At 34.8% G+C, this 25,944-nt stretch carries 25 protein-coding genes and 1 other RNA gene; 11 read left to right on the top strand and 15 right to left on the bottom strand.

What is annotated here, in order from left to right; translation table 11 throughout:
- Positions 1-277: 277 nt before the first annotated feature.
- From LPC21_RS07120 to LPC21_RS07110, 3 genes are read right to left on the bottom strand one after another with little or no spacing between them, the layout of a single operon-like run.
- A complete protein-coding gene (locus LPC21_RS07120; protein WP_229316473.1) occupies positions 278-1,264 on the bottom strand; it encodes a type II toxin-antitoxin system HipA family toxin in 987 nt (328 codons plus the stop codon).
- A 2-nt stretch (positions 1,265-1,266) separates the two neighbouring features.
- Positions 1,267-1,590, bottom strand: a complete 324-nt coding sequence (locus LPC21_RS07115) for a HipA N-terminal domain-containing protein (protein WP_229316472.1) — start codon at positions 1,588-1,590, stop codon at positions 1,267-1,269.
- Positions 1,590-1,805 carry a helix-turn-helix domain-containing protein gene (locus LPC21_RS07110; RefSeq protein WP_255657588.1) on the bottom strand — a complete coding sequence of 72 codons (216 nt, stop codon included), beginning with the start codon at positions 1,803-1,805 and terminating at the stop codon, positions 1,590-1,592. The genes LPC21_RS07115 and LPC21_RS07110 overlap by 1 nt, the downstream gene beginning before the upstream one ends.
- A 269-nt stretch (positions 1,806-2,074) precedes the next feature.
- Here LPC21_RS07110 and LPC21_RS07105 point away from each other — a divergent pair, with 269 nt between their 5' ends.
- Positions 2,075-2,314, top strand: coding sequence for a helix-turn-helix domain-containing protein (locus LPC21_RS07105; protein ID WP_229316470.1), 240 nt, complete (start codon positions 2,075-2,077; stop codon positions 2,312-2,314).
- Positions 2,315-2,538: 224 nt separating this feature from the next.
- On the opposite strand, the gene LPC21_RS07100 is transcribed toward LPC21_RS07105, so the two are convergent.
- Entirely contained in the window at positions 2,539-2,877 is a 339-nt protein-coding gene (locus LPC21_RS07100; protein WP_229316469.1) for a 7(1) septoil knot domain-containing protein, read from the bottom strand.
- Between the two features lie 128 nt (positions 2,878-3,005).
- On the opposite strand from LPC21_RS07100, the gene gcvT reads away from it, so the two are divergent.
- Positions 3,006-4,088: a glycine cleavage system aminomethyltransferase GcvT gene (gene gcvT, locus LPC21_RS07095; RefSeq protein WP_229316468.1), complete on the top strand. Its 1,083-nt coding sequence runs from the start codon at positions 3,006-3,008 to the stop codon at positions 4,086-4,088.
- Between the two features lie 57 nt (positions 4,089-4,145).
- A complete protein-coding gene (locus tag LPC21_RS07090; protein WP_229316467.1) occupies positions 4,146-4,856 on the top strand; it encodes a YebC/PmpR family DNA-binding transcriptional regulator in 711 nt (236 codons plus the stop codon).
- A gap of 72 nt (positions 4,857-4,928) precedes the next feature.
- On the opposite strand, the gene capA is transcribed toward LPC21_RS07090, so the two are convergent.
- Positions 4,929-5,969 (bottom strand): cysteate synthase, encoded by a 1,041-nt coding sequence (gene capA / locus LPC21_RS07085; protein WP_229316466.1) that lies wholly within the window; start codon positions 5,967-5,969, stop codon positions 4,929-4,931.
- A gap of 72 nt (positions 5,970-6,041) precedes the next feature.
- Complete coding sequence (locus tag LPC21_RS07080) at positions 6,042-8,177, bottom strand: S9 family peptidase (RefSeq protein WP_229316465.1); 2,136 nt, start codon at positions 8,175-8,177, stop codon at positions 6,042-6,044.
- A gap of 72 nt (positions 8,178-8,249) precedes the next feature.
- Here LPC21_RS07080 and LPC21_RS07075 point away from each other — a divergent pair, with 72 nt between their 5' ends.
- Positions 8,250-8,570, top strand: a complete 321-nt coding sequence (locus LPC21_RS07075) for a YbaB/EbfC family nucleoid-associated protein (protein ID WP_229316464.1) — start codon at positions 8,250-8,252, stop codon at positions 8,568-8,570.
- Position 8,571: 1 nt separating this feature from the next.
- Here the strand turns inward: LPC21_RS07075 and LPC21_RS07070 are convergent, their stop codons facing one another.
- Both LPC21_RS07070 and LPC21_RS07065 read right to left on the bottom strand, forming a co-directional pair.
- The gene (locus LPC21_RS07070) at positions 8,572-9,252 is read right to left on the bottom strand and encodes a VOC family protein (RefSeq protein ID WP_229316463.1); all 681 of its coding nucleotides are present in this window, start codon (positions 9,250-9,252) and stop codon (positions 8,572-8,574) included.
- A 2-nt stretch (positions 9,253-9,254) separates the two neighbouring features.
- The gene (locus LPC21_RS07065) at positions 9,255-10,280 is read right to left on the bottom strand and encodes a threonine aldolase family protein (protein ID WP_229316462.1); all 1,026 of its coding nucleotides are present in this window, start codon (positions 10,278-10,280) and stop codon (positions 9,255-9,257) included.
- Between the two features lie 89 nt (positions 10,281-10,369).
- Here LPC21_RS07065 and prfB point away from each other — a divergent pair.
- The 3 genes from prfB (at position 10,370) to LPC21_RS07050 (ending at position 14,334) form a co-directional block, all read left to right on the top strand.
- Positions 10,370-11,468 (top strand): peptide chain release factor 2 gene (prfB, locus tag LPC21_RS07060; RefSeq protein ID WP_229316461.1). Its coding sequence is split into 2 segments (ribosomal slippage): positions 10,370-10,432 and positions 10,434-11,468, totalling 1,098 coding nucleotides; the frame shifts between segments, so codons are not numbered across the junction.
- Positions 11,469-11,608: 140 nt separating this feature from the next.
- Positions 11,609-12,607: a UDP-3-O-(3-hydroxymyristoyl)glucosamine N-acyltransferase gene (gene lpxD / locus LPC21_RS07055; RefSeq protein ID WP_229316460.1), complete on the top strand. Its 999-nt coding sequence runs from the start codon at positions 11,609-11,611 to the stop codon at positions 12,605-12,607.
- Between the two features lie 98 nt (positions 12,608-12,705).
- Positions 12,706-14,334, top strand: a complete 1,629-nt coding sequence (locus LPC21_RS07050; protein ID WP_229316459.1) for an acyl-CoA carboxylase subunit beta — start codon at positions 12,706-12,708, stop codon at positions 14,332-14,334.
- 37 nt (positions 14,335-14,371) lie between these two features.
- On the opposite strand, the gene LPC21_RS07045 is transcribed toward LPC21_RS07050, so the two are convergent.
- Both LPC21_RS07045 and LPC21_RS07040 read right to left on the bottom strand, forming a co-directional pair.
- Positions 14,372-15,418 carry an AMP-binding protein gene (locus tag LPC21_RS07045; RefSeq protein WP_229316458.1) on the bottom strand — a complete coding sequence of 349 codons (1,047 nt, stop codon included), beginning with the start codon at positions 15,416-15,418 and terminating at the stop codon, positions 14,372-14,374.
- A gap of 27 nt (positions 15,419-15,445) precedes the next feature.
- Positions 15,446-16,357 carry a CPBP family intramembrane glutamic endopeptidase gene (locus tag LPC21_RS07040; protein ID WP_229316457.1) on the bottom strand — a complete coding sequence of 304 codons (912 nt, stop codon included), beginning with the start codon at positions 16,355-16,357 and terminating at the stop codon, positions 15,446-15,448.
- A gap of 81 nt (positions 16,358-16,438) precedes the next feature.
- On the opposite strand from LPC21_RS07040, the gene arsC reads away from it, so the two are divergent.
- Together arsC and LPC21_RS07030 are read left to right on the top strand one after the other, a co-directional pair.
- A complete protein-coding gene (gene arsC / locus LPC21_RS07035) occupies positions 16,439-16,786 on the top strand; it encodes an arsenate reductase (glutaredoxin) (protein ID WP_229316456.1) in 348 nt (115 codons plus the stop codon).
- 79 nt (positions 16,787-16,865) lie between these two features.
- Positions 16,866-19,325 (top strand): TonB-dependent receptor, encoded by a 2,460-nt coding sequence (locus LPC21_RS07030; RefSeq protein ID WP_229316455.1) that lies wholly within the window; start codon positions 16,866-16,868, stop codon positions 19,323-19,325.
- 89 nt (positions 19,326-19,414) lie between these two features.
- Here LPC21_RS07030 and LPC21_RS07025 read toward each other — a convergent pair whose 3' ends face one another.
- Positions 19,415-19,585, bottom strand: coding sequence for a hypothetical protein (locus LPC21_RS07025; protein ID WP_229316454.1), 171 nt, complete (start codon positions 19,583-19,585; stop codon positions 19,415-19,417).
- 141 nt (positions 19,586-19,726) lie between these two features.
- Positions 19,727-20,686, bottom strand: coding sequence for a Rossmann-fold NAD(P)-binding domain-containing protein (locus tag LPC21_RS07020; protein ID WP_229316453.1), 960 nt, complete (start codon positions 20,684-20,686; stop codon positions 19,727-19,729).
- Between the two features lie 218 nt (positions 20,687-20,904).
- On the opposite strand from LPC21_RS07020, the gene LPC21_RS07015 reads away from it, so the two are divergent.
- Together LPC21_RS07015 and ssrA are read left to right on the top strand one after the other, a co-directional pair.
- A complete protein-coding gene (locus tag LPC21_RS07015) occupies positions 20,905-22,107 on the top strand; it encodes a serine hydrolase domain-containing protein (RefSeq protein WP_229316452.1) in 1,203 nt (400 codons plus the stop codon).
- A gap of 115 nt (positions 22,108-22,222) precedes the next feature.
- Positions 22,223-22,619: a transfer-messenger RNA gene (gene ssrA, locus LPC21_RS07010) on the top strand.
- Positions 22,620-22,657: 38 nt separating this feature from the next.
- Here the strand turns inward: ssrA and LPC21_RS07005 are convergent.
- Genes LPC21_RS07005 through menA form a run of 3 tightly spaced genes read right to left on the bottom strand, consistent with a single transcriptional unit; the run spans position 22,658 to position 25,904 of the window.
- The gene (locus LPC21_RS07005) at positions 22,658-23,695 is read right to left on the bottom strand and encodes an o-succinylbenzoate synthase (protein WP_229316451.1); all 1,038 of its coding nucleotides are present in this window, start codon (positions 23,693-23,695) and stop codon (positions 22,658-22,660) included.
- Positions 23,696-23,701: 6 nt separating this feature from the next.
- A complete protein-coding gene (locus tag LPC21_RS07000) occupies positions 23,702-24,910 on the bottom strand; it encodes a tetratricopeptide repeat protein (protein ID WP_229316450.1) in 1,209 nt (402 codons plus the stop codon).
- A gap of 43 nt (positions 24,911-24,953) precedes the next feature.
- Positions 24,954-25,904: a 1,4-dihydroxy-2-naphthoate octaprenyltransferase gene (gene menA, locus LPC21_RS06995; RefSeq protein WP_229316449.1), complete on the bottom strand. Its 951-nt coding sequence runs from the start codon at positions 25,902-25,904 to the stop codon at positions 24,954-24,956.
- Positions 25,905-25,944: the final 40 nt, after the last annotated feature.

Genomic DNA, 25,944 nt, shown 5'->3' with positions numbered 1-25,944 from the left:
AAAGTTATATTCTTTATCCAAGAGAAAAAAATTACTCCCTTATCGTATTTAATGCATTTATATATACTTTGTTAATTTAGAAGAATAAACAAAGCATAATAAAAACCTCGCTCAATTTGTAAAATAAAATCTATAAATCAAACTCAAGAAGATTTCCCGCCTAAGAATAAGGGAACATAATTTCACTTGCAATATTCAATGGGTTCGAATACCTTAATCTCTTAATAATACTTCAGGAGAATTACTATTCCATTACTATTAGGCCAAGACAAATGTATTATTCTTTCATCAACCGTTTTAAACGCCCTTGATAAGATTGTAAATAATTACGTTTTGTAGTGTCATCCAGAAAAGAACATTCAATTAATTTAGCCACTTGCTCTGTCTTAGATGTCATTAATAGAAGTATTTCTTTGACTATTTTTTCATTAATTCCTGCTAATTGAGCAAGAGAAACAAATTGACTTTTAATAGTGCCACCTGAAAGTTTTTTAGGAAGTAATCCATCATCTAAAGCAAAATCTTTATCTTCAATATGAATTCTACTATTAAGTAAATCATATGCAGGGCTAAGACGATAATCTCCCATCGGGGTTTCTAATAAGGAAAAATTTTTAAAATGAGCATCACCATTAGAAAACAAGTAATTAAAAACAAGTAACTTCAATAATTTTGGAGCTTCAGAAAGATAGGCAGGTAAATGTTCTTTCATTAATTCAAACAAATCAAAATAATTACCTGAATATTTATAATGCTCACCATGGGTTTGTGGAGTCTTTTGAGCCAAAGAAGCAAAATCTTCTTGAGCTAGTTTATATCCTTCTTTGTTAAAATCAAATCGTTTAGTTAAGTAGGCTTTTTCGTTATTATTGAAAAAAATTAATGCGTTTTCAGCCGTTTCTATTCCATAAACCTGTTTAGCAATTTGCATTGTTAAATGTTCATTTGCAGGCATTTGATTTGCTTTTTTACCGAATGAAGGTATGGGTTTTAAAATATATTTACCTACCTCCCCTTCTTTAACAAGTCGTAACTTATTTTTCTCGAGTACCACTGAAAATTTTTCTTGAACACCAGATATTGAAATTCGATTTCTATTTTCTTCAAAAAGAATATCGGATTCAGTACCTGAAAAAGGTGAATCGTATGGTAAAATATGATTTACCTTTTTTCCTTGAAATACTTTATTCAAACAAGTTCTACTATAAGTAGAAAAGCCCTCTGCTAAAGTACCAGGACAGTGATTGATTTCTAATAAACTCATAATTAGTAACGTTTTTCAATTGTAATAGCTCCAATTGTATCCTCAGTTGCAACGGTCAATAATAACCCAAAATAATCATTTAGGTCGATTTTATTTAATTTACATATCGCCTGTTTATTAGTTCCTTCTGGAAGCATATTATAAAAAAAAGGGAACAAATAAGGAGAGTGAAACACTTTATTGATTTTTTGCAATGTCAAACTAATACTAGGTTTTTCAATATTCAGCACCCAATCATCCGAATAGGCAAATGTAAAACTTGCATCATCATGTTGAGTCAATATACCCGCTTTTTCACCTTTAAATAAAATAGTAGCTTCTCTCATTACGATTCATTTTTATTTTTAACCACTAAAACTAAATCTAATCCTAAAGCATCGGTGAGTTTTTGCAACGTTGACAAAGTAGGATTCCCTTTACCACTCTCAAATTGTCGTAAAGTCCTTAGTCCAACTCCAGAAAGTGTAGCTAAGGTTTCTTGAGTCACCTGTAGCATTTCCCTACGTTCCTTTATTACTTGTATTAACTCTTCAAAATGCATTATATAGCTTTTTTTTATGCAAATATACAACTATTAAATATAATTTCAATAAAAAATGCTATATATAGCATTTCTATGCTTGTTATTCATTTGTAAAACTGTTTTACTTTAAAAAAAAGCACAATAATGCCATATACCGCCTATTTATTATGAATTTTAAACCAAAATTTATATGCTTTTACATATAAATTGAAATATAAATAGCGTTTTATATGCTTTTACATATAATTTAGTATTTTTAGTAAAAATAGTCGTTAAAACATATATCCATGAAGTCACTATCTCAATTTGTAAAAGACAAAAGAAAATCAGTAAATCTGACTCAAGAAGAATTCGCTCAAAAAGCGGGAGTAGCACTCACAGTGGTTAGAAAAATTGAACAAGGCAAAGAAAATTTCAATCTGAAAAAAGTGAACCATGTGTTGAAAGTGTTTGGACACACATTAGCACCAATTAAGACCAGAGAACTATTCAAAATCAATAACGCACATGTAGATATAATTGACTGAATAAAATATGTTAAAGTTGAACCAAAACTTCGCGATTTAAATTATTTTTTGTTCATTTACGTCAGTACAATTGATACATATAAAAAATCAGTTACCCTATGAGTTACCCTGTGTGATTTCGAAAATGGGAAACCTTGAATTTACTGATAATATTTAAAGGGTTCGAATACCTCTTTCTCCGCAACATTAAACCGATTAGGCAACTAATCGGTTTTTTTGTAGAATCAATACATCAAATGCCTTTTGGAATTATTCCTCCATCCTGCTTGATTTTCATACGATACAAAAAATATTTTTAGATCCGCTTGGTTTTCATAATCTACAAAAAATAGCGTTTTATTAGCTTGATTTTGATAGTCTGTGAAAAACCATTTACCATCGTTTTGACCAACTTGATTGGTATACTTTAATTTAAAAACTTTTAGATCCGCTTGATTTTCATATTTTGCAACATATACTTTAACGTCGGCCTGATTTTGATAGTTGACCGAAAATACTTTCTGGGCTTTAACTGAAACAGAAAAGAAAAAAAATAAAGCGAGAAATAAATAAAATGATTTCATAAGCTAATTGTATTTAAAATTCATTTTAAAAATACTTAAAAATTGCTATCAAAATCCGTTTCGCTTATTTTTTGCCACTCCATAAAAAAGCAATAAATTAGCGCCATCAAAAAATCACTTCAATCACCATGAAAAATACTGCTTTAACGCACATTCACGAAAGTTTGGGAGCTAAAATGCTACCGTTTGCCGGATACAATATGCCTATTCTTTACGAAGGGGTAAATGCCGAACACGAAATTGTTCGTACTGGCGTAGGCGTATTTGACGTGTCGCACATGGGCGAATTTTTACTGTCGGGTCCTAATGCCTTAGCATTGATCCAAAAAGTAACTTCTAATGATGCCGCTACCCTAACTATTGGAAGAGCGCAATATTCGTGTTTACCCAATACCGAAGGCGGAATTGTAGACGATTTGTTGGTGTACAAAATGAAAGAAGACGAGTATCTTTTGGTGGTGAATGCTTCTAATATTGAGAAAGACTGGAACTGGATTAGCAGTTTTAATGATTTAGGTGTGGAGATGAAAAACCTTTCTGATGATTATTCCTTATTGGCTATTCAAGGTCCTAAAGCAGTAGAAGCCATGCAAAGTTTGTCTTCATTGGATTTGGCACAAATTGAATACTATCATTTTCAAGTGGGTGATTTTGCAGAAATTAATGACGTAATTATTTCGGCAACGGGTTATACTGGAGCGGGAGGATTTGAAATATATTGTAAAAATGCCGATGTAGAACAAATTTGGAATGCTGTTTTTGAAGCTGGAAAAACATTCAACATCCAACCTATTGGTTTGGCTGCCCGTGATACCTTACGTTTAGAAATGGGATTCTGTTTGTACGGAAACGATATCAACGATACTACTTCGCCTTTAGAAGCAGGATTGGGTTGGATTACCAAATTCAATAAAGAATTTACGAATTCTGCCAACTTGAAAAAACAAAAAGAAGCGGGTGTTACCAAAAAATTAGTGGGTTTTGAAATGCAAGAACGCGCAGTGCCAAGACATGATTACGAAATTGTAGATGCTGCTGGAAATGCTATCGGAATTGTAACATCGGGGACTATGTCGCCATCCATGAATAAAGGTATTGGTTTAGGTTATGTAAGTGCAGCATTCAGTGGTGTAGATAGCGATATCTATATTCGAATTCGTAAAAATGATGTGCCTGCCAAAGTGGTTAAACTACCATTTTATAAAAAATAACAAGGATTGTAAAAACGCAAAATAATACTATTTTTGCACCGTTAAAAAATATTAGCAATGGGAAGAGCTTTCGAATTTAGAAAAGGAAGAAAAATGAAACGTTGGTCAGCTATGGCCAAAGCCTTTACCAGAATTGGTAAAGACATTGTAATGGCAGTAAAAGAAGGAGGACCAAATCCGGATGCTAATTCACGTTTAAGAGCGGTAATACAAAATGCAAAGGCAGCCAATATGCCTAAGGAAAATGTAGAACGTGCTATTAAAAAAGCGACCGATAAAGATACAGCCAACTATAAAGAAGTATTATTTGAAGGTTATGCGCCTCACGGAATTGCACTTTTAATTGAAACAGCAACTGATAACAATAATAGAACTGTTGCCAATGTTCGTTCTTATTTCAACAAATGCAATGGCACCATGGGAACACAAGGTTCGGTTGAATTTATGTTCGATCATACCTGTAATTTCCGCGTACCAAAAGAAGGATTAGATCCTGAAGAATTGGAATTAGAATTCATTGATTTTGGTGCAGAAGAAGTATTTGAAGACGAAGACGGAATATTAATCTATGCGCCTTTTGGAAGTTTTGGAACGATCCAAAAAGAATTAGAAAATAGAGGTTTGGAAATTTTATCTTCTGGATTTGAACGAATTCCTCAAATCACTAAAAAGCTAACGGATGAGCAAGTAGCTGATGTGGAAAAATTAATCGAAAAACTAGAAGAAGATGATGATGTGATGAACGTTTATCACACAATGGAAGAATAATTTTTCTATCCTATATAAAATAAAAAACTCTCGATTTCTCGAGAGTTTTTTTATGTTGTATTTTTTGAATTATTATTTTATAAATTCTATTTTTTGGGCTTCTTCTTCATTTACACTGTCAAAAAAACCTTGTTCATTCATCCAATCATCACTAAATACTTTACTCATATATCGGGATCCATGATCTGGAAAAATAGCAATTACGTTACTCTCTGGTGTAAACTCACCATCATCAGCATATTGTTTAATCGCTTGAAGTACAGCACCTGAAGTATATCCTACAAACAAACCTTCTGTCCTAGCTAACTCACGAGTAGCATGTGCACTTTCTTCGTCAGTTACTTTCATGAATTTATCGATCACATCAAAATCGGTAACCGATGGTATTAAGTTTTTACCCAAACCTTCTATTCGGTAGGGATAAATTTCGTCTTTATCAAATTCTCTTGTTTCATGGTATTTTTTCAATACAGAACCAAAAGCGTCTACACCTAAAATTTTAATATTCGGATTTTGTTCTTTCAAATATTTAGCTGTCCCAGAAATAGTTCCTCCTGTTCCGCTACAAGCGACAAGATGGGTAATTTTTCCGTTGGTTTGTTTCCAAATTTCAGGACCTGTACTCAAATAATGAGCATCAAAATTCAATTGATTAAAATATTGATTGATATAAACCGAACCTTTAGTTTCTTCGTGCAAACGTTTAGCTACACTGTAATAGGAACGATCGTCATCTGCTGAAACGTGAGCAGGACAAACATATACCTTGGCTCCCATCGCGCGTAGCATATCGATTTTATCTTTGGACGATTTAGAACTCACCGCCAGGATACAATTGTATCCTTTAATGATGCTTACCATAGCTAAACTGAATCCTGTATTTCCAGATGTAGTTTCTACAATAGTATCACCTGGAGTAAGAATCCCTTGCTTTTCAGCTTGTTCAATAATGTAAAGTGCAATTCTATCTTTGGAGGAGTGACCTGGATTAAATGCTTCCACTTTAGCATAGAAATTACCTTCTATCCCTTCAGTTACTTTTTTCAGTTTGATAAGCGGTGTATTACCTATCAAATCCAAAACCGAATTATGAGCATTTATTTCTTCTTTCATAAAAAAAATAGTTGAATAAGGTCATTTTTTTAATCGCCTTATCGAGGACCAAATTTAACAATAAATTTCTAATTATTTTTTAATTTCTTCCAAATCCAATAAAAATGCAAATTCTTTAGCCAATTCTTTAATCGCTTCAAATCGCCCTGAAGCCCCACCATGACCTGCATCCATATTGGTATGTAAGTATAAAACAGTAGTGTCTTTTTTATGCGTACGTAATTTAGCGACCCATTTGGCTGGTTCCCAATACTGTACCTGAGAATCATGTAAGCCTGTAGTCACTAACATATTAGGATACGTTTGATTTTTTACGTTATCATAGGGAGAATACGACAACATATAATCATAATACTCTTTCTTGTTTGGATTTCCCCATTCGTCATATTCACCAGTAGTTAATGGTATACTATCATCTAGCATAGTTGTCACCACATCAACAAAAGGTACTTGCGCAATGACACCATGGTACAATTCAGGCGCCAAATTGACTACCGCTCCCATTAACAAACCACCAGCTGAGCCTCCTTCGGCATACAAATGAGCAGGTGAAGTATATTTTTCCTGAATTAAAAATTGAGAACAATCAATAAAATCCGTGAATGTATTTTTTTTCTTTAATAATTTTCCGTCTTCATACCATTGTCTTCCTAAATCTTCTCCTCCACGAATGTGAGCAATGGCATAAATAAAACCGCGATCTAACAATGACAAACGAGTGGTAGAAAAATAAGGCTCCATTGTCACACCATAAGAACCATAAGCATATTGCAACAGCGGATTCGTTCCATCTTTTTTCAAATCTTTACGATAAACCAATGAAATGGGTACTTTAATTCCGTCTTTGGCAGTAGCCCAAACTCGCTCTTCTACATAATTGTTTTTATCAAATTGGCCACCCAAAACAGCTTGCTCTTTTTTGATTTCTTTCTCTTTGGTCTTCATATTGAAATCAATCACCGATGAAGGAGTGGCCAACGATTGATAGCTGTATCTCAAAATATCCGTATCAAAATCAACATTAGTAGTAGTATAAGCGTTGTACGTTTCGCTACAAAAAGGCAAATAATACTCTCCTTCTCCACTCCAAGGCAAAATGCGAATATGATTCAAACCATTGGAACGCTCTTCGACTACCAAATAGTTGCTGAAGATTTCAATATCTTCTAGTAACACATCGTCTCTGTGCGCAATAACTTCTTTCCAATGCTTCTTTTCGGTGGCATTTTCAGGAGTTTTCATCAACTTAAAATTGGTCGCTTTGTCTTTATTGGTTAAAATATAAAACGAATCTCCAAAATGCGAAATACTGTATTCTAAACCGCGGACTCTAGGCTGAAACACCTTGAATTCAGCATCTGGTGTTTCCAAATTCAAAATTCGATATTCGGTTGTCATGGTACTTTCAGAACCAATAACAATATATTTTCTTGATTTTTCTTTGCCTACAGATACATTGAATGTTTCGTCTTTTTCTTCAAAAACCAAAATATCTTGATCGGCTGAAGTCTGTAGTTTGTGTTTGAAAATCTGGTTAGCACGCAAGGTTACTTTGTCTTGTCGGGTATAAAAAAGGGTGTGATTATCATTAGCCCAAACCGAACCTCCTGTCGCATTTTCAATCACATCTGGAAGAATTTCGTTGGTTTCTAAATTCTTGATTTTAATGGTGTAAATACGTCTTCCGACTGTATCTACTCCAAAGGAAGCAAAACGATTATCAGGACTTACACTCAAACCACCCAATTGAAAAAATGTATGTCCTTTCGCTAATTCATTACAATTAAATAAAATTTCTTCTGGAGCGTCTAAACTTCCTTTTTTACGCGAATAAATTGGATAATCTTGTCCTTTCTCATAACGAGTGATGTAATAATAGCCGTTGTATAAATACGGAACCGATTGATCGTCCTCTTTGATTCGACCTTTCATTTCTTCAAACAATTGCTTCTGAAAATCCTTAGTATGTGCCGTCATAGCATCGTAATACGAATTTTCTTGATTCAAATAATCAATGACTTCAGGGTTTTCTCTGTCATTCAACCAATAATAATCGTCAATTCGAATCTCATTGTGTTTCTTTAATTTTTTTGGAAGTTTTTTAGCTACAGGAGCTGAAAGAGTATGTGACATAGACTGTGCATTAATTGTTGTAAATGAAGCGGCAAAAATAACACAAACAAAGTGTATCAGCAGTGTGTTTTTCATGATTATTTAATTCAAAATAAAGAACTAATGTACTAATTTTACATCGAAAATTAATTAAATAAAAAACAACCAATGGATTTAATGGGAATGATGGGTAAATTAAGAGAAACCCAACAAAAAATAGAAGACACCAAACAACGTTTAAATACCGTACTTATTGACGAACAAAGTTCTGACGGAACACTCAATGTGACTTTGACTGCCAATAGAACCATCAAATCAATTTCCATTGACGACAGCTTGTTAGAAGACAAAGAACAACTGGAAGATTATTTGATTTTGGTACTAAATAAAGCCATCGAAAAAGCAACCAAAGTAAACGAAGCCGAATTGGATGCGGTGGCTAAAATGGACATGCCGATGATTCCAGGAATGGATAATTTGTTTAAATAGTTTACACTATTCGATTTGCAGGATATCCTGAGATAAAATCAACGACATTTTGTTTCAGGAAATCTTGTAAATGAACCGAATTCAAATGAGCTTGAAAATCAGATTCTGAATAAAATCCTTCCCAAACAATTATTTGATTTTTATTTTCTGTATCTAAATGAAGTTCAAATAAAAAATTACCTTTTTCTAACTTAGTTGCTGCTTGTAATTTTTTCAACGCCTTAATCGCTGTGTCAAAATGAACTTCGGGTTTAATAGCTAAAATAGCAGTCGAGTAAAAACTAGTATCTTTAGTCGAAACTGGCTCAATCAAATCCCATAAATTGCCGTACAAATCCTCAAAAACCAATACTCTTCCGTAAGTTTCAGTAGTAGGTTCGCGAACAATCTTGATCTGATTATCAACTAAATTTTGATACTCAACATCAAAATTATCTGTATTCATAAATAGAAAAACACGACCTCCCGTTTGATTTCCAACAGAATTTAATTGCTCTTCATTTGCTGCTTTTGCTAATAACAATCGGCATTGTGAATTTTTTGGAGCTACGACAACCCATCTTTTGGTGTCATTAAGTACCGTATCTTCAATTAATTCAAAATGTAATTTTTGAGTATAAAAAGCAATGGCTTCATCATAGTCTTTAACGACTAAAGTAAGTTGATTGATGTGATTTTCCATATCTAAATTGCTAACTTCTCCAGTGTTTCTATAACATAGGTATGCATCACTTCTCGGTAATCCAAATGGGTAACTATTCGTAATTTACCTTGTCCCATCGAGCTAATTAAAATGTTTTTTTGTTTCAACTTTTCAATCAATTGGGCTTCGCTTACTTGAGGGGTCAAAGTAAAAATAAGAATGTTCGTTTCTACTGGTTCCACTGATGCTACCCAATCTTTTTGTTGTAAAACCGATGCTAATTCTTTGGCACGACGATGATCTTCAGCCAAACGCTCTATATTATGATCCAAAGCATAAATTCCGGCTGCAGCCAAATATCCAACTTGACGCATTCCGCCGCCTAAAATTTTACGGATGCGCAACGCGCGATGAATCGTTTTTTTATCTGCCAATAAAACAGAGCCAATAGGCGCACCTAATCCTTTGGACAAACATACTGAAATCGTATCAAACAGTTTTCCGAATTCTTTTGGATCCTGGTTTTTGGCTACCAAAGCATTCCAAATACGCGCACCATCCAAATGAAATTTCAAATTGTGTTCTTCACAAACTTGTTTGATTTGGCGTAAATCATCCAACTCATAACAGGCTCCTCCTCCTTTGTTGGTCGTGTTTTCAACACAAACTAAACTCGTCAACGGACTATGGTAAAACTCCGGATCGTTAATTGCTAATTTGACTTGTGAAGCGGTAATCATGCCGCGATTTCCATTTAACAAACAACAGGAAACGCCACTATTAAAGGAAACTCCCCCACCTTCGTAGTTATAAACGTGGGCATATTTATCTGCAATTAACTGTTCGCCAGGTTGCGTGTGTAATTTAATTGCGGTTTGATTGGCCATGGTTCCTGATGGAAAAAAAAGACCTGCTTCCATTCCAAATAGCGCAGCCACCTTAGCTTCTAACTCAATCACCGTAGGGTCTTGTTTGTATACATCATCTCCCACAACTGCATTGAACATGTACTGAAGCATTTCCGGCGTAGGCTTGGTAATGGTATCGCTAACTAAATTTATTTCCATTTTTATGTTTTTATAGTGACAGACCGACAATTCGCGAATTGTCTTTCCTTAAAAAAGTCTTATTTTTGCTTCACAAAATTACATAATTTATGACAACTACCGAACAAATAAAAGGTATTGTAGAACGCCTTGGTGCGTTGAGGAGGTATCTTTGACGTTGATGCTAAACTAATTGAAATTACCAACGAAGAAGAAAAGACCTTTGCTCCCGACTTTTGGAACAATGCCAAAGAAGCTGAAATCGTAGTTAAAAACCTTCGAAACAAGAAAAAGTGGATCGAAGATTATGAAAAAGCAATCGGATTAAGTGACGAATTACAACTGGCTTACGAATTCTACAAAGAAGGGGAACTATCAGCAGAAGAGTTAGACGAGCAATACCTAGCTACCGAGTTACATATCGAAGGAATTGAATTCAAAAACATGCTTTCGGAAGAAGGAGATACATTAAGTGCCGTCCTTCAAATAACTGCCGGTGCCGGTGGAACAGAAAGTTGTGATTGGGCTTCCATGCTGATGAGAATGTACTTGATGTGGGCCGAAAAACAAGGCTACAAAGTCAAAGAATTGAACTTTCAGGAAGGCGATGTAGCAGGAATTAAAACAGTGACTTTAGAAATTGAAGGCGATTATGCTTTTGGTTATCTCAAAGGAGAAAATGGAGTACATCGATTGGTGCGTATTTCACCTTTTGATAGCAATGCCAAAAGACATACTTCCTTTGTTTCGGTATATGTATATCCATTGGTAGATGACACTATCGAAATTGACATCAATCCTGCCGATATCGAAATCACAACGGCTCGATCTAGTGGTGCAGGAGGTCAAAATGTAAATAAGGTGGAAACCAAAGTACAACTGGTTCACAAACCCACTGGAATTCAGATTCAATGTTCTGAAACTCGTTCGCAACACGACAATAGAAACCGTGCGATGCAAATGCTTCGTTCCCAATTGTATGAAATTGAGTTGAAAAAACAGTTGGCGCAACGTGCCGATATTGAAGCCGGAAAGATGAAAATTGAATGGGGTTCGCAAATTAGAAACTATGTCATGCATCCTTACAAATTAGTCAAAGACGTTCGTAGCGGATTTGAATCCACTGATGTTGATGGGGTGATGAATGGCGAAATAGATCATTTCTTGAAAGCTTACCTGATGATGATGGGCCAAAAAGAAGAAGAATAAATTACAGAAGTACTAAAAATAAAACTCCTCAACATTCTAAACAAGAATCGTTTGAGGAGTTTTTATTTTAAATAGTTGCAAATTCAAAACGAATTGATTTTATTTGAAAATTATACTGCCAAAAAACCAAACTAATTATTATGAAATCCTACTCCATTCAAGAAATAAACGAACTACTTCAAGGAACAATTGTTGGATCTACAACAACTTTAATAACTGCTCCCGAACAATTAGACGAAGCTTCAGCAACTGAAATATCCTTCATTGGTCACCGAAAATATGAAAAAAATTGGGCTACTTCTAAAGCCTGTGCTGCAGTTGTGAATGAAGATATTCGAATTGAGCCAGGAGAGAATAAGGTATTCATAAAAGTAAAAAATGCCGATTTGGCTATGTCACAAGTGTTGGAACTTTTTGCTCCACCAAGTCCAGTATTTCATGTCGAAATTCACCCAACAGCTGTAATTGATAGTACTGCTACTATCGGAAAAGGTAGTAAAATTGGCGCCAATGTTTATATAGGACCAAATACCAAAATTGGAGAAAATACCATCCTCTACCCGAACGTAACCGTACTGGACGAATGTTCTATTGGTGACCATACCGTAATTTGGTCAGGAACCGTGGTTAGAGAGCGTTGTCATATTGGTCATCAATGTATCATCCACCCTAATGCAACCATTGGAGCAGACGGTTTTGGTTTTAGACCTGATCCACAAAAAGGTTTGGTAAAAATTCCACAAATTGGTAATGTAGTAATTGGCAACGGAGTTGAAATTGGAGCTAATGCTTGTGTAGATCGCGGAAAATTCAGTTCAACCGTTTTGGGAGACGGATGTAAAATTGACAATTTAGTACAAATTGGACACAACAGTAAACTAGGTCGTTTTTGTATTATGGCTGGAAACTCTGGATTAGCAGGCTCGGTAACCTTAGGTAATGGCGTGATCATTGGCGGAAGCGCCTCGATAAAAGATCATACCAAACTAGGAGACGGCGCTATTGTAGGAGCAGGTTCAGGTGTCGTTAGCGATGTTGAAGCAGGGAAAACCGTTTTAGGTTATCCTGCTGTTGACGCTCGAGATGCACTAAAACAATGGGCTATTTTAAAACGTCTAGTAGAAGAATCCAAAAAATAAAAAAACAATCAAAAGAAATTAAAAATCATCATTTGGAAGTCCTTTTCAAATGATGATTTTGTATTTTAGCTTTTTAAATAGCAACACCCACACTTTACATGGATTTGAATTTCAATAAAAACGAAGATCACAACAAACTGTTACTTTCTGAATTACGCAAAAAGTTAGGCGAAGTAAAACTAGGCGGCGGAGAAAAACGCATCCAAAAATTGCATGCTGAAGGAAAGATGACAGCCCGTGAACGCATCGATTATTTGTTGGATACCAATGAAAAAAGTATTGAAATTGGCGCCTTTGTAGGTGATGGAATGTACAAAGAACACGGCGGATGTCCATCAGGTGGTGTGGTGGTAAAAATAGGATATATCAAAGGAAAACAATGCATTGTCGTTGCCAATGATGCCACCGTTAAAGCAGGTGCTTGGTTTCCAATAACCGCTAAGAAAAACCTACGTGCGCAAGAAATTGCGATGGAAAATCGTATTCCAATTATCTATTTAGTCGATAGTGCTGGGGTGTATTTGCCTTTGCAAGATGAAATTTTTCCTGATAAAGAACACTTTGGACGTATATTCAGAAACAATGCTTTAATGAGCAGTATGGGAATTACCCAAATTTCGGCGGTAATGGGAAGTTGCGTAGCAGGTGGTGCCTATTTACCCATCATGAGTGACGAAGCTTTGATTGTAGACAAAACGGGTAGCATCTTTTTAGCCGGAAGTTATTTGGTCAAAGCTGCCATTGGCGAAAGCATTGACAACGAAACTTTAGGTGGAGCAACCACCCATTGCGAAATCTCAGGAGTAACCGATTATAAAGCCAAAGACGACAAAGATGCTTTGGACAAAATAAAAAATATCGTTGATAAAATTGGCGATTATGATAAAGCCGGTTTCAACCGCATCAAATCTGAAAAACCTAGTCAAGACGAAAATGAATTGTACGGCGTGTTACCAAAAGCGCGTACCGATCAATACGATATGATGGAAATCATCAAGCGATTGGTGGATAATTCCGAATTTGAAGCTTACAAAGAAGGTTATGGTCAAACAATTATTACAGGTTATGCTCGCATTGACGGATGGGCTGTGGGGATTGTAGCCAATCAACGAAAAGTAGTCAAAACTAAAAATGGCGAAATGCAATTTGGAGGTGTTATTTACTCTGATTCAGCCGATAAAGCCACGCGTTTTATAGCCAATTGCAACCAAAAGAAAATACCGTTAGTGTTTTTACAAGACGTAACCGGTTTTATGGTGGGCAGTAAATCAGAACATGGCGGAATTATAAAAGACGGTGCCAAAATGGTGAATGCCGTTTCTAATTCCGTAGTGCCAAAATTCACTGTAATTGTTGGAAATTCGTATGGTGCTGGAAATTATGCCATGTGTGGCAAAGCCTACGACCCACGTTTGATTATGGCTTGGCCTAGTGCTGAATTAGCCGTAATGGGTGGCACACAAGCCGCCAAAGTATTGGCACAAATTGAAGCCAATTCACTAAAAGCAAAAGGAGAAGAAGTAGATGAAGCTAAGGAAGCCGAATTGTTTGCCAAAATAAAAGCCCGTTATGACGAACAAGTGTCGCCTTACTACGCTGCCTCTCGATTGTGGACAGATGCGATTATTGATCCTATAGATACGCGAACTTGGATTTCGATGGGGATTGAAGCAGCCAACCACGCTCCTATTGAGAAACAATTTAATTTAGGAGTGATTCAAGTATAAAAAAAAGAGGTAATTACCTCTCTTTTTTATTTTTTATTTAACTATTTACAACTGTTTTATCTCGAATTACTTTACCTGTAGCAGTTCGCTTAAATTCAGGTATAAATACAATTTCTTTCGGTCTTTCGTATTTGTCTAACACCTCAAAAATAGATTCTTCTATGGTCATACGTTCGCCTTCCACATACAAGATTAATTTTTCTCCTAAAAGTTCATCGTTTTGACCGTACACAAAGAAACAATTTGAAATTGATGAAGCTAGTTTTTCTTCAATTTGCTCTGGAATTAATTTAATCCCTCCGCTATTGATCACATTATCAAAACGGCCTTTCCAAACAAACTGCGTATCAGAAATTACATCGACCAAATCATTGGTTACAATTTTCTCACCACTAATTTTATGGGCGTCAATGACCAAACAATGTCTGTCATCTTGAGTAACTTTTACATTAGGCAACACGGTAAAAGCCGACTCCCCTACTCGTTTGGCAGCAATGTGCGTAATCGTCTCAGTCATTCCGTAGGTTTCATAAATCTGAGACGGTATTGTAGCTAGTTCGTTTTCTAGCGTCTTATTGATTTTGGCACCGCCAATAATTAACTTCTTGATTCGGTGCAAGTCCTTCAAGGAGTTTTTGGCTTGCAAAGGGACCATCCCACAAAAATCGAAATCCCCTTTTACGCGGTCCATCGGATGTGAACTTGGCGCAACAAATTCCATATCCAAACCTAAGATAAATGCTCTGACAAACATCATTTTACCGGCTACATAATCGGTTGGCAAACAATGAAGTACTTTTTGCCCAGGTTGTAAACCAAAAAAATCGCCGGTGGCTAAAGCCGAATTGACCATCGCTTGTTTGTCAACACGGATAATTTTTGGAGTGCCTGTTGAACCCGAAGTATTCATTTCTAAATACGATTTTGGATCAAACCAATCCAGGATAAAAATTCCTAACGGTTTCTCATACGACTCTCCTTCTTTAATAAAGGAATAGGCTACACGGAGTAAATCCTCTTTGGTAAAGCTAAAACCATTTAATTTGAATTTGTTGTGAACGTTTTGATAAGTTACTGTATTCATTATTCTATAGCTATTTAATGATTGTTTTTAAATTGTCCCGGTCAGTTTTTCGCGCCAGTTGGCCCAATGGTATTTTTTAGCAAAAAGTAAAAGTAAAATCGGGAAAATGATACAGACTGGTAAAATAATATCTGATAAAACACTTGGATCAGAGGTGCTTTTAAAAATGGAATGGGTTTGAAACGCAGTCCAATCAGAAGTAACTAATAACGCCCCAATAAAATTATTAGCAAAGTGAAACCCTAAAGCCAATTCGATTCCGTCGTCCATCAAAGTGATTATTCCTAAAAATAATCCTGTTCCAATGTAATAAATTAATATACTGTATCCCATTTTATCGACCTCCGGATTAGCAATATGAAGCATACCAAAAATAAGTGATGTCATCAGTAAAGGAAACCATCTGTTTGTAGCCAAATTGCCAAAACCTTGCATCAGATAGGCTCTAAAAATTAACTCTTCGCAACCAATTTGAAAAGGAAAAAGCAGTAAGCCTACTACAAACAATCCTAAAAAAGGAATCAATTGAAACTGAACAATAAAATCGTCTGGATAGAGTAAATAAAATATAAATGTGGAAAGAATCGATATTCCGGCCCAAATGGAAAATGAAAATAGGATTCGGTGCCAATCTATTTTCTTTCTAGAAGTAATAATTTGTATAAATGATTGTTTGTGTAAAAACCGAACTACAGCATATAATTGAAAGAATACAAAAACAAATGATAGCAACATTAGAAATAAGCTAAGGTTGGGTTCTAAAAATCCCATTGTAGCTTCATAAGAATCTGGATAAGGAATTTTATCATTAAATGATTTGATATATACACCCAACATAAAAGGAAACTGACCAAAAAGTGAAGCACAAAATAAGAGAACAGAACCAATTAAATATTTCCAGAACTCTTTTTCTTTTGGGTTAACTTGTTTTAAAAACATACTGATTGAGCTATAAATAATAATGATTCTAAAATACGGTTTTAAATCCAATATTTTTATTACTTCGCAAAAAAATAATTTATGATACAAATATACCATAACCCACGTTGTGGAAAGTCAAGAAATTGTTTGGCTTTGTTAACCGAAAAAGAATCAGAAGTTGCCATTGCAAAATATCTTGAAACCCCTCCAACAGAACAAGAAATCAAAGCTATTTTACAAAAATTAAATTTCAAACCCATTCAGTTGGTCAGAACCAAAGAAAGCATTTGGATGGAGAACTATAAAAACAAATCACTTACTGATGAAGAAATTATTCAAGCTTTGGCGGCACATCCAATTCTAATTGAAAGACCTATTCTAGTCAAAGGAGACAAAGCCATCATAGGCAGAATTCCTGAAGAGGTGACGCAATTTCTATTGGAATAATTTTATTTATTATTTAATAGATTCATGTAACCTTTTCAGTATTTGTCAGTCTAACCCCCCGTAACTAAAAACACCATTGATGAAAAAAATAAATGCGATTGCATTAATTGTACTGTTTTTGAGCAGTATACTAAGTTTTGGGCAACAAGCACCAACTAGTTCTAAAGTAAAAATAACTGGAAAAGTTATTGAAAAAACAAGTAAGCAACCACTAGAGTATGCTACAATTACCCTTCGATTACCCAACAATCCAAAAGCTGTCACTGGAGGAATTACCAACAACAAAGGGGAGTTCTCTGTCGAAGCTGCTGCAGGCAATTATGACATTACAGTAGAATTTATCTCCTTTAAATCTACTGAATTTAAAGGAAAGACTATTGACTCCAATACTAATTTAGGAACAATAGGTTTAGCAGAAGACGCCGCTCAATTGAACGAGGTGGTTGTTCGTGCTGAAAAAACAACTGTCGAAATCAAATTGGATAAAAAAGTGTTTAATGTTGGAAATGACTTAATGGTAAAAGGAGGAACAGTAAGTGATGTGTTGGGGAACATCCCTTCGGTATCGGTTGATGTTGAAGGAAATGTTAGTTTAAGAGGAAACGAAAATGTAAAAATTTTAATCGATGGTAGACCTTCAAACGCGATTAATATAGTGGAAGCCCTTCGTATTATTCCTGCAGATGCTATTGACAAAGTAGAAGTAATTACCAATCCATCGGCGCGCTATGATGCTGAAGGAGGTGGCGGAATCTTGAATATCGTTTTGAAAAAAGGAAAAAATCAAGGATTTAATGGAACTTTTATTGCCACTGGCGGAATACCTGATAACAATGGATTAAGTGGAAATGTAAATTACAAAACTGAAAAGGTGAGTTTATTTACTACTCAAGGTTACAGTTTTAGAAGTAATCCTGGAAACATGATCAATGAAACTACCTATTTCAATTCGAATAATTCGATTCGCAATTATATTGTAGAACCTAGAGATAATAAACGTTATGACAAAGGATACAATGGGAACTTTGGAATTGATATTGCAATAGACAAAAATACCTCTTGGACAAATACCATCAATTATCGTAATAGTAATGGTGATCATACCGATAATGTTTTCCAAAATTATTACACACAAGCACGTCTCTTCGATTATACTATTAATCGAACGAATCAAGAGGACAACCACAGTAACAATATAGAATACACTACTAATTTTACTAAAAACTTTAAGAAACAGGGACACAAGTTTACTATCGACGGTTCGGTATCTTCTAATGACGATAATACAACCGCAATAGTTAATGCATCTAGGTCCAATAGTACTTCTAGCATTGACAACACCATAAATAACCAAAAACAAAATAGAGTTTTGATTCAAAGTGATTATGTTTTGCCATTAGGCAAAGGAAGTCAGTTTGAAGCGGGTTATCGTGGTGATTTTTCAAAATTAGTTACTGATTATCAAGTGAAGAATGAAGGCGTTATCAATCCTAACTTTACTAATGTTTTAGAATACAAAGAAAAAGTAAACGCGGTTTATACTCAATATGGTTTCAAAAAAAATAAAGCATCCGTTCTTTTAGGTTTGCGTTATGAAGATTCAAATATTGAAATTAACCAATTAGCTACTTCGGATTTTAATACCAAAAAATACGGTAACTTATTCCCTAGTGCATTCTTTACTTATGAGATTTCAGATAAAAGCAGTACTTCTATCAGTTATAGTAGAAGAATTCAAAGACCTAGAGGAAGAATGTTAAATCCATTTAGCAACTTGTCTAGTAACATCAATATATTTGTTGGTAATCCTGATTTAGATCCTTCCATGACTGATGCCATCGATTTTGGATATATCAAACGTTGGTCAAAATTAACATTAAGCACTTCATTGTATTACAACAAAACAACCGATGTGTTTCAGATGGCTCGAAGAGAATCTGGAAATTTTGTAAATGGCACACCAATTATCATCACTTCGCCAATTAATATTGCCACAGAATTTAGAACTGGATTCGAATTTACCTTAAACTATTCACCCTACAAATGGTGGAAATTGAATTCTAACTTCAACTTCTTTCAAAGTGATACCAAAGGAGATTTTGTATATACTAACTTTAACAATGTAGTAGTAACACAAAAATTCAATAACAACGCAACTTCTTGGTTTAGCCGTTTAACATCTAAAATTACATTGCCCGCTAAAATTGATTGGCAAACTAATTTAATGTATATGGGAGGACAAACTAATGCACAAGGAAAAGTATTAGGTAACTTTAGTGCCAATTTGGCTTTCAGCAAAGATGTATTCAAAGACAAAGGAACTTTTGCGCTAAATGTAAACGATGTTTTTAATGGTAGAAAAAGAATTATGGAAACCTACCTTCCAGGTGTTTTAAGCTCAAGAGCTGAAATGCAATGGAGAGTAAGACAAGTAACTTTATCGTTTACCTATCGTTTCAACAAAGCTAAAAACGAAAGAGAAAAACAACCTAAGAAAATGAACGAAGGTGGTGGCGGTGAAATGGAATATCAAGGATAAATAAATAGGAGACTGTCTGAAAAGGCAGTCTTTTTTTTGCATAAAAAAAGCTCCGAATCTCGGAGCTTTTTTACTATCAAACAATCAGATTAAGCTGATTGTTCTTCTTTCTTTTTTGCTTTCTTTTCTTTGTAAGCTTCCCAAGAAGCTCCACCAACCCAGTACGACACGAATCCAACTAAGAAAAACATTAGCCAAAATCCCATTGTCAAAATGGTTAAGAAAAGTAAAAAGCCTAAGTACTGTGAAAAAGTAAACATATTTTCCGGAATTTGTTTGTATACAAGCACAAATGTAAGTTTAATATTTTGGCCTGACAACAAAAAAATTAAAAACTAGGTCAACTTTTTTATATTGATATCAAAATTAGAAAATTACCTTAAGTTGGTATGCTCTAGAATTTACTTAAATACGGTAGGAATATAATATTGAGCCAATTGACTTCCAATGAATTCACTTGTCTCTTTAGGATATTCAATTGTGGTGTCTGGCACAGCAACTACAACAATGGCTCCAGGGTGATGCAAATCAACTTCTTTATTTTCGTTAGGTAAATAACCATAAAACGGATCTTCCGGAGTAGATTGACGTAGTGTGCAAGCAATGGAATTCGTACTCATAGGATTCAAATCAGCTACAACTCGCAACTTGCCGTCTTTTGTATTCAACAATTCTTGTGAGACAAGCACTGATTTTCCATTAATAGACGAATTAATAATACAGATATCTGAAACTGTAGTAAAGGATTCTAAATTAATTTGTTCAGGAGAGTTAATGAATGTATATACTGCTTGGGCAAAATTCTTGGAGAGAAAATCATCCGAACTTACTTTCTTTATTTTTAATGCTTTCATAATGACCTCCGCTCCTACTAAATTAGCTTCTGACCCGATAAATGTAATTTTCAATGGAGGTAAAACAGGTCGCTTTAAATAGGTTGTCAAAGTCGCTTGGTCTGAAAAAGTAGCAATGGCAGGTAATTTAAATAATTCAAATTTAAGTCCGAAAGCACGAAAAGCATTATAGGTTCCTACAAGACTGGTCAAAGCATCCAATGTAAATAATGGATTCACTTTCTTGATTAAATCCGTAACAAATAGATACTCTTTACCAAGAATTAAATTCGATGGAGCTATCGGGTTGATTCCTATTAAAACATCACAATCTGTAATATCACTACTAACTGTAATCCCTTTTGATTCATATTCTTCGTCAGTAAAGATTCGATTATCTGAAGATTCTACTCGAAATTCCAACCGTGGATAAAGCAACTTCAATTCCTCCAATTGTGTTGGAGAAAAAGCAACTCGACGGTCTAATTCCTGATTTAATTCTTTTACAATCCCGAATTTTAAACTCATTATTTACTATAATTATACCTTTTAAATTTTCTAATAAATTAGAAAATCATACTATTTAGACTTAAATTTTGATTCCAATTAAAATAAGACTCCTTGAAACCCAATTAAATACCATTTTAATAACATTTTGTTGTGGATAAATAATTCCTCATATTCGAAAAAAGCCTTCCTAAAAGCGATGGAATCAATATATTTGTGATTCAAGTACCACTACACAAATGAATTATTTTAAGAAAACAAATATACTACAAATACTGGTTTTATCTCTTGTTTTAAACTCTTGCGGTAAAAACGAAACTGATTCTGATATCAAAGATTCGGAACTTCCCGAGAACGTCTTACCTAAAATGAGATCTTTAACTAATGAGGAACCAAAACTGAGTGAATCCTATGTAAGGTCTACTCGACAAAAAATCGCTCATTTTTACAATAAAAATTGGCCAGGAAATAGTGCAAATGGCGCTTTTCTGGTAGCTAAAAACGGCCAAATTATTTTTGAAAAATACGATGGATTGGCTAATCTTAGCAAAAAAGACAGTATTACTCCTACTACTCCATTGCATATTGCTTCCGTGAGTAAGGTTTTAACTGCGGCAGCTGTATTGAAACTGGTTAATGCAAATCGACTGAAATTAGATCAAAAAGTCAATACCATTTTAAAAGAATTTCCATTCCCAGAAGTGACTGTCCGAATGTTATTGAATCACCGTAGCGGATTGCGTAATTATGCTTATTTCACTGATCGAGATGATGGCGTTTGGGATCGCCATAACCGTTTGACCAATCAAGATATTTTGACGCTTTTGGCGACCAAAAATATTGGACTCGAATCACGCACAAATACTCGTTTTGCCTATTGTAATACCAACTATGCCATGTTGGCACTGATCATAGAGAAAATAACTAAAAAGAGCTACAAAACTGCGATGACTGAAATGATTTTCAAGCCTCTTGGAATGAAAGACACCTTCGTTTTTGACTATGAAAAAGATAAAGACCGAATTGTTCCTTCGTACAAGGCTAACCGAGTAGAAATTGGTAAAGACTACCTTGACGAAGTGTATGGAGATAAAAATATTTATTCTACCGTAAGAGACCTATTGAAATTTGATCGTGCTAGAAGTAGAAAAGATTTCTTAGAACCTGCTTTGGCCAAACAAGTTCATGTAGGGTATAGTAATGAAAGAGAAGGTGAGAAAAATTACGGTTTAGGTATTCGTATGATTAATTGGAAAACAGGACAAAATTTTTATTTTCATAACGGTTGGTGGCATGGTAATACTTCAGCTTACATTACACTTCCTAAAGAACAAGTTACCATAATTGCTTTATCAAACAAAATGAACAAAAGCACTTATAATGTTAAAAAAGTGGCGCCACTTTTTGGAGACTACCCTTTTGAAACAGATACTGACGAATAATCTCATTTAGAAATTACGATTTCAAATACCCAAATCAATTCGTTTTATCCCTTAAAATGATTTACCTTTGCCACTCGGTTTTTAGGTTAGTTATTGACTTTACTATAATCGAAATGGGGTCGACTGGTTTTGACAGCAGGTCGAATTGAAAAGTAAGCAGGTCGAGAACTGAAGTAATTCTCGTTAATAAAAGGCTTCACACTTTTTACACGGCGAAGGAAACTACGCTCTTGCTGCATAATCTGAATCATAGTAAGATTAGCCTCGTCCTACCAGGTAGGAAAGCAGGATTCTCCTCAAAGGCTTTGGTTTATAGCATTTGATCTAGGGGAATCGTAAATATAAACCTAGATTTTCGTTGGTTTCGGGCGATTTTCGAAAATAAAGAAGCTAAGTGTTTTGTGGCTGTTTCTGGCCTAGCAAAACATCGAAAATTCAATCAGGAAATAAGCCTGTAGAAAGCTCTTTAGTTGCTTGTTTGGACCCGGGTTCGATTCCCGGCGACTCCACAAAAAAAGCCTTGTATTTTATACAAGGCTTTTTTTTTATTTTAAATCAGATTACAATCCCAATTCTTATTAATATCGTACCACAACTGTCCTCCATCAACTTCTAATGGACAATCAAAATTATTCGTATACAAAGCACCTGTTCCTAACCCTTGAGGCATCAAATTGTGCTGTAAAAAAGTCCATTGTGCAATCGCGTTTAAACCTATATTACTCTCTAAGGCTGAAGTAATCCACCACCCGATTTGGTGTTTTTCGGCCAACGAAATCCACTCTTGTGTGCCTCGAAAACCACCCACAAAACTAGGCTTCAAAATGATATATTGAGGTTTTATTTTTAGCAATAAAACTTCTTTATCAAATACCGAAAATACACCAATTAGCTCTTCGTCCAAAGCAATAGGAAATGGACTAGTTTTACAGAGTTCTGACATCCTGTCAGTGCTATTTTTAGCAATAGGTTGTTCGATACTATGTAATTCAAATTCAGATAATTGAACTAATTTATTTAAAGCGTCATTTTCATTAAAAGCGCCATTAGCATCAACTCGGATTTCGACTTGTTCAGCGGAAAAATTAGCTCGAATAAAACGCAATAATTGGAGTTCTTTATCAAAATCTATTGCGCCAATTTTTAATTTTACACATCGAAATCCAGTCGCTAGTTTTTCTTCTATTTGTTCTTTCATAAATGACTCCTCACCCATCCAAATCAAGCCATTTATTGGTATCGATTTTTGACCTTGAGTAAAGTCAGATGAAAAAAGTAAATAAGGTGTTTCACTTACTAAAGATTGGAACGCCATTTCTACTCCAAACTGTATCGAAGGAAACTCTAACAAAGCTTCCCAAAGTAAATCTTTTCCCAAATGAATATTCGCACAAGTCCAAGCTAATTTCTCTTCATAATCGGGACGATCGTCACAACTGAGTCCGCGAAGAATACCACACTCACCTATTCCTTTTTTACCGTCATGTTCAATAACAATAAACCAAGTTTCTTTATCTGTCATTACTCCTCTAGAAGTTCCTGAAGGACGTTTGAAATGTAGTAGGTATTTGTGATAGGTTGCTTTCAAAGGAATTTATTCTAAAATTTTCAAAATAGCATTGAAGTCTTCGTTTTGAATTCCTGCCTTTTGAAAAGCATCAAAATCCAATTTAGTCTTTTGTATCCAGCTCAAGCTATCCGTAACATTTTGATTAGAATAGGTTTTATGAATTATTTTAGCCGATTTGTAATTACCGTTTAGTAAATACGCATGAGCTAAATTCAATTGAATCAACAACTCGGTTGCGTCTTGTTTTTCAGCTTCTTGTAAAATCTTAAGTGCTTTACCGTATTGTTTGGTGATTAGATAATAATAACCAAGTGTGTTGTAATCCAAAGCAGCACCTTTTGTATTAGTTATAATCGTATTCATTTTAGCAATTGCCGCGCCGTACTTGCCTTTTTTTGCCAAAACTGCAGCTTGTGATCTTAAATCCGAATTGAATGCGCTAGAAGCTCCTGTTTCGTTAAAACAAAGCGCACCATAATCTTTAAAAGCCTTATTACGCTCTTCGATTAATAATTTCTGAAACTCTTTGAACGAATATTTTGCCTGAATTTTATCCGAAACACAAACACAAAAATCATCTGAATTAGACATTTTTTGAGCTAAACTAGATGTTTTGCATTGGTCAATTATTGTCTTGCGATTTTCTTTGGTCCAACCTCGACTCAATTTATAATCTACCCAAGGTACTACTTCTAGTATAATTTTTTGGTTCAAAATCCAGTTGTTACTTTCAAAACCAAACCACAACAGATTGGAATTTGCGCTCCACTTCAAACAATCGGATTTCTCTGTTGACAATCGCTTTGCATCTTTACTTACAGGTTCGTCTTGTACTAAGCAAGCATCAGAAGTATCTCCTGAAGCTATATAATTGTTCGCCGCATCCAACTTAGAAAAGATAGCATATTTACATTTATCGTCTCCTGATATTTTAGATAGCAAAAATACCGCTCCAGCTGATCCTTGGCTTATCCCTGTTGGATCTGGAATCGCTTTCAAAACCGAAACTAGACTATTGGACATTTGCTGGTTTTTATCCAACAGCGTGATGCGATAAATTATTTCGGTAGTTCCTGTTGGTAGGTCATCAATCTTAATTAAAATTCGATCTCTTGCAGATACCACAACTTCTTTTGTAGTTGAGCGTTCTTTATCCCAGTACCCCTCTTTTTGAGCATGTAGCACCGGAATTGTCATCAAAAAGAAAAAGAGGAAACTGATTTTATTTAACATACTAGATATTCGTATAATTGAGATGGCAATTAATAGTAATCGCTTACGAGTTATTTACAATTAAATCTGAAAAGAAAAAGATCATGCATAAGGCTAACAAAATAGAAAGTGCAAAAGTACTCAATGCTACTTTTTTCAATTCAGGATCTAATAATTTAGTGTTTTCGTTTTTACGAACTGTAATTAGGTGTTGTATTAAAGGTATATAGGCTAATAAAAATAAATACTGATCGAAGTTAAAATCACTTAAAACAGCAAACAACAACACCAATATCATGGCACCTACAATCAGAAAGTAATGGTATTTTTTTGCGTTTTCGATTCCCATTTTAACCACCAAAGTATTTTTTCCTGATTTTCTATCAGAAGCTTCGTCACGCATATTATTCAAATTCAAAACTGCTACACTTAAAAACCCAATTGCGGTTGCAGGCAAAATCAAAACCGCGTCTAATTGTTTGGAATACAAAAAATTAACACCAAGTGTACTCACTAATCCAAAAAACACAAACACAAACACATCACCAAAACCTCTGTAACCATAAGCTGAATTACCTACAGTATAGCGTATCGCAGATGCAATTGCAGCAATTCCTAAAATCAAATAAAACAAGGAATATCCTAAATTATGCGCTCCAAAAGCCAAATAAATTAAATAAATCGCAGATAATAAAGTCAGCACGGAAGTTAAAATAATAGCAGATTTCATTGCCTGGGGCGTGATGACTCCGCTTTGAATTGCGCGCTTAGGACCTACTCTATCTTCGTTGTCTGTTCCTTTCATTCCATCACCATAGTCATTGGCAAAGTTGGAGAGGATTTGCAATCCCAAAGTGGTAATAATTGCAAAAGCAAAAAGTTTCCAATTGAATACTTCGGTTGGGGTAAGCACGTCATCTGTTGGGTTTGCCAACGCATACATACTACCCACTATAATTCCAGAAACTGATAAGGGCAAGGTTCTTAATCGAGCAGCTTCGATCCAGTGTTTCATTTTTATTTTTTATAAGGTTATGTTTTAAAAGTGTAGCATT

This window comes from Flavobacterium ammoniigenes (assembly GCF_020886055.1).
GTDB classification, from domain to species: Bacteria; Bacteroidota; Bacteroidia; order Flavobacteriales; family Flavobacteriaceae; genus Flavobacterium; species Flavobacterium ammoniigenes.
The sequence above is the reverse complement of the archived record's forward strand: the minus strand, read 5'-3'. Positions and strand labels throughout refer to the sequence as shown.

Excerpts from the sequence above, each read along its gene's own strand:
- LPC21_RS07120 (WP_229316473.1), bottom strand. The coding sequence starts at position 1,264 with ATGAGTTTATTAGAAATCAATCACTGTCCTGGTACTTTAGCAGAGGGC.
- LPC21_RS07115 (WP_229316472.1), bottom strand. The coding sequence starts at position 1,590 with ATGAGAGAAGCTACTATTTTATTTAAAGGTGAAAAAGCGGGTATATTG.
- LPC21_RS07110 (WP_255657588.1), bottom strand. The coding sequence starts at position 1,805 with ATGCATTTTGAAGAGTTAATACAAGTAATAAAGGAACGTAGGGAAATG.
- LPC21_RS07105 (WP_229316470.1), top strand. The coding sequence starts at position 2,075 with ATGAAGTCACTATCTCAATTTGTAAAAGACAAAAGAAAATCAGTAAAT.
- LPC21_RS07100 (WP_229316469.1), bottom strand. The coding sequence starts at position 2,877 with ATGAAATCATTTTATTTATTTCTCGCTTTATTTTTTTTCTTTTCTGTT.
- gcvT (WP_229316468.1), top strand. The coding sequence starts at position 3,006 with ATGAAAAATACTGCTTTAACGCACATTCACGAAAGTTTGGGAGCTAAA.
- LPC21_RS07090 (WP_229316467.1), top strand. The coding sequence starts at position 4,146 with ATGGGAAGAGCTTTCGAATTTAGAAAAGGAAGAAAAATGAAACGTTGG.
- capA (WP_229316466.1), bottom strand. The coding sequence starts at position 5,969 with ATGAAAGAAGAAATAAATGCTCATAATTCGGTTTTGGATTTGATAGGT.
- LPC21_RS07080 (WP_229316465.1), bottom strand. The coding sequence starts at position 8,177 with ATGAAAAACACACTGCTGATACACTTTGTTTGTGTTATTTTTGCCGCT.
- LPC21_RS07075 (WP_229316464.1), top strand. The coding sequence starts at position 8,250 with ATGGATTTAATGGGAATGATGGGTAAATTAAGAGAAACCCAACAAAAA.
- LPC21_RS07070 (WP_229316463.1), bottom strand. The coding sequence starts at position 9,252 with ATGGAAAATCACATCAATCAACTTACTTTAGTCGTTAAAGACTATGAT.
- LPC21_RS07065 (WP_229316462.1), bottom strand. The coding sequence starts at position 10,280 with ATGGAAATAAATTTAGTTAGCGATACCATTACCAAGCCTACGCCGGAA.
- lpxD (WP_229316460.1), top strand. The coding sequence starts at position 11,609 with ATGAAATCCTACTCCATTCAAGAAATAAACGAACTACTTCAAGGAACA.
- LPC21_RS07050 (WP_229316459.1), top strand. The coding sequence starts at position 12,706 with ATGGATTTGAATTTCAATAAAAACGAAGATCACAACAAACTGTTACTT.
- LPC21_RS07045 (WP_229316458.1), bottom strand. The coding sequence starts at position 15,418 with ATGAATACAGTAACTTATCAAAACGTTCACAACAAATTCAAATTAAAT.
- LPC21_RS07040 (WP_229316457.1), bottom strand. The coding sequence starts at position 16,357 with ATGTTTTTAAAACAAGTTAACCCAAAAGAAAAAGAGTTCTGGAAATAT.
- arsC (WP_229316456.1), top strand. The coding sequence starts at position 16,439 with ATGATACAAATATACCATAACCCACGTTGTGGAAAGTCAAGAAATTGT.
- LPC21_RS07030 (WP_229316455.1), top strand. The coding sequence starts at position 16,866 with ATGAAAAAAATAAATGCGATTGCATTAATTGTACTGTTTTTGAGCAGT.
- LPC21_RS07025 (WP_229316454.1), bottom strand. The coding sequence starts at position 19,585 with ATGTTTACTTTTTCACAGTACTTAGGCTTTTTACTTTTCTTAACCATT.
- LPC21_RS07020 (WP_229316453.1), bottom strand. The coding sequence starts at position 20,686 with ATGAGTTTAAAATTCGGGATTGTAAAAGAATTAAATCAGGAATTAGAC.
- LPC21_RS07015 (WP_229316452.1), top strand. The coding sequence starts at position 20,905 with ATGAATTATTTTAAGAAAACAAATATACTACAAATACTGGTTTTATCT.
- LPC21_RS07000 (WP_229316450.1), bottom strand. The coding sequence starts at position 24,910 with ATGTTAAATAAAATCAGTTTCCTCTTTTTCTTTTTGATGACAATTCCG.
- menA (WP_229316449.1), bottom strand. The coding sequence starts at position 25,904 with ATGAAACACTGGATCGAAGCTGCTCGATTAAGAACCTTGCCCTTATCA.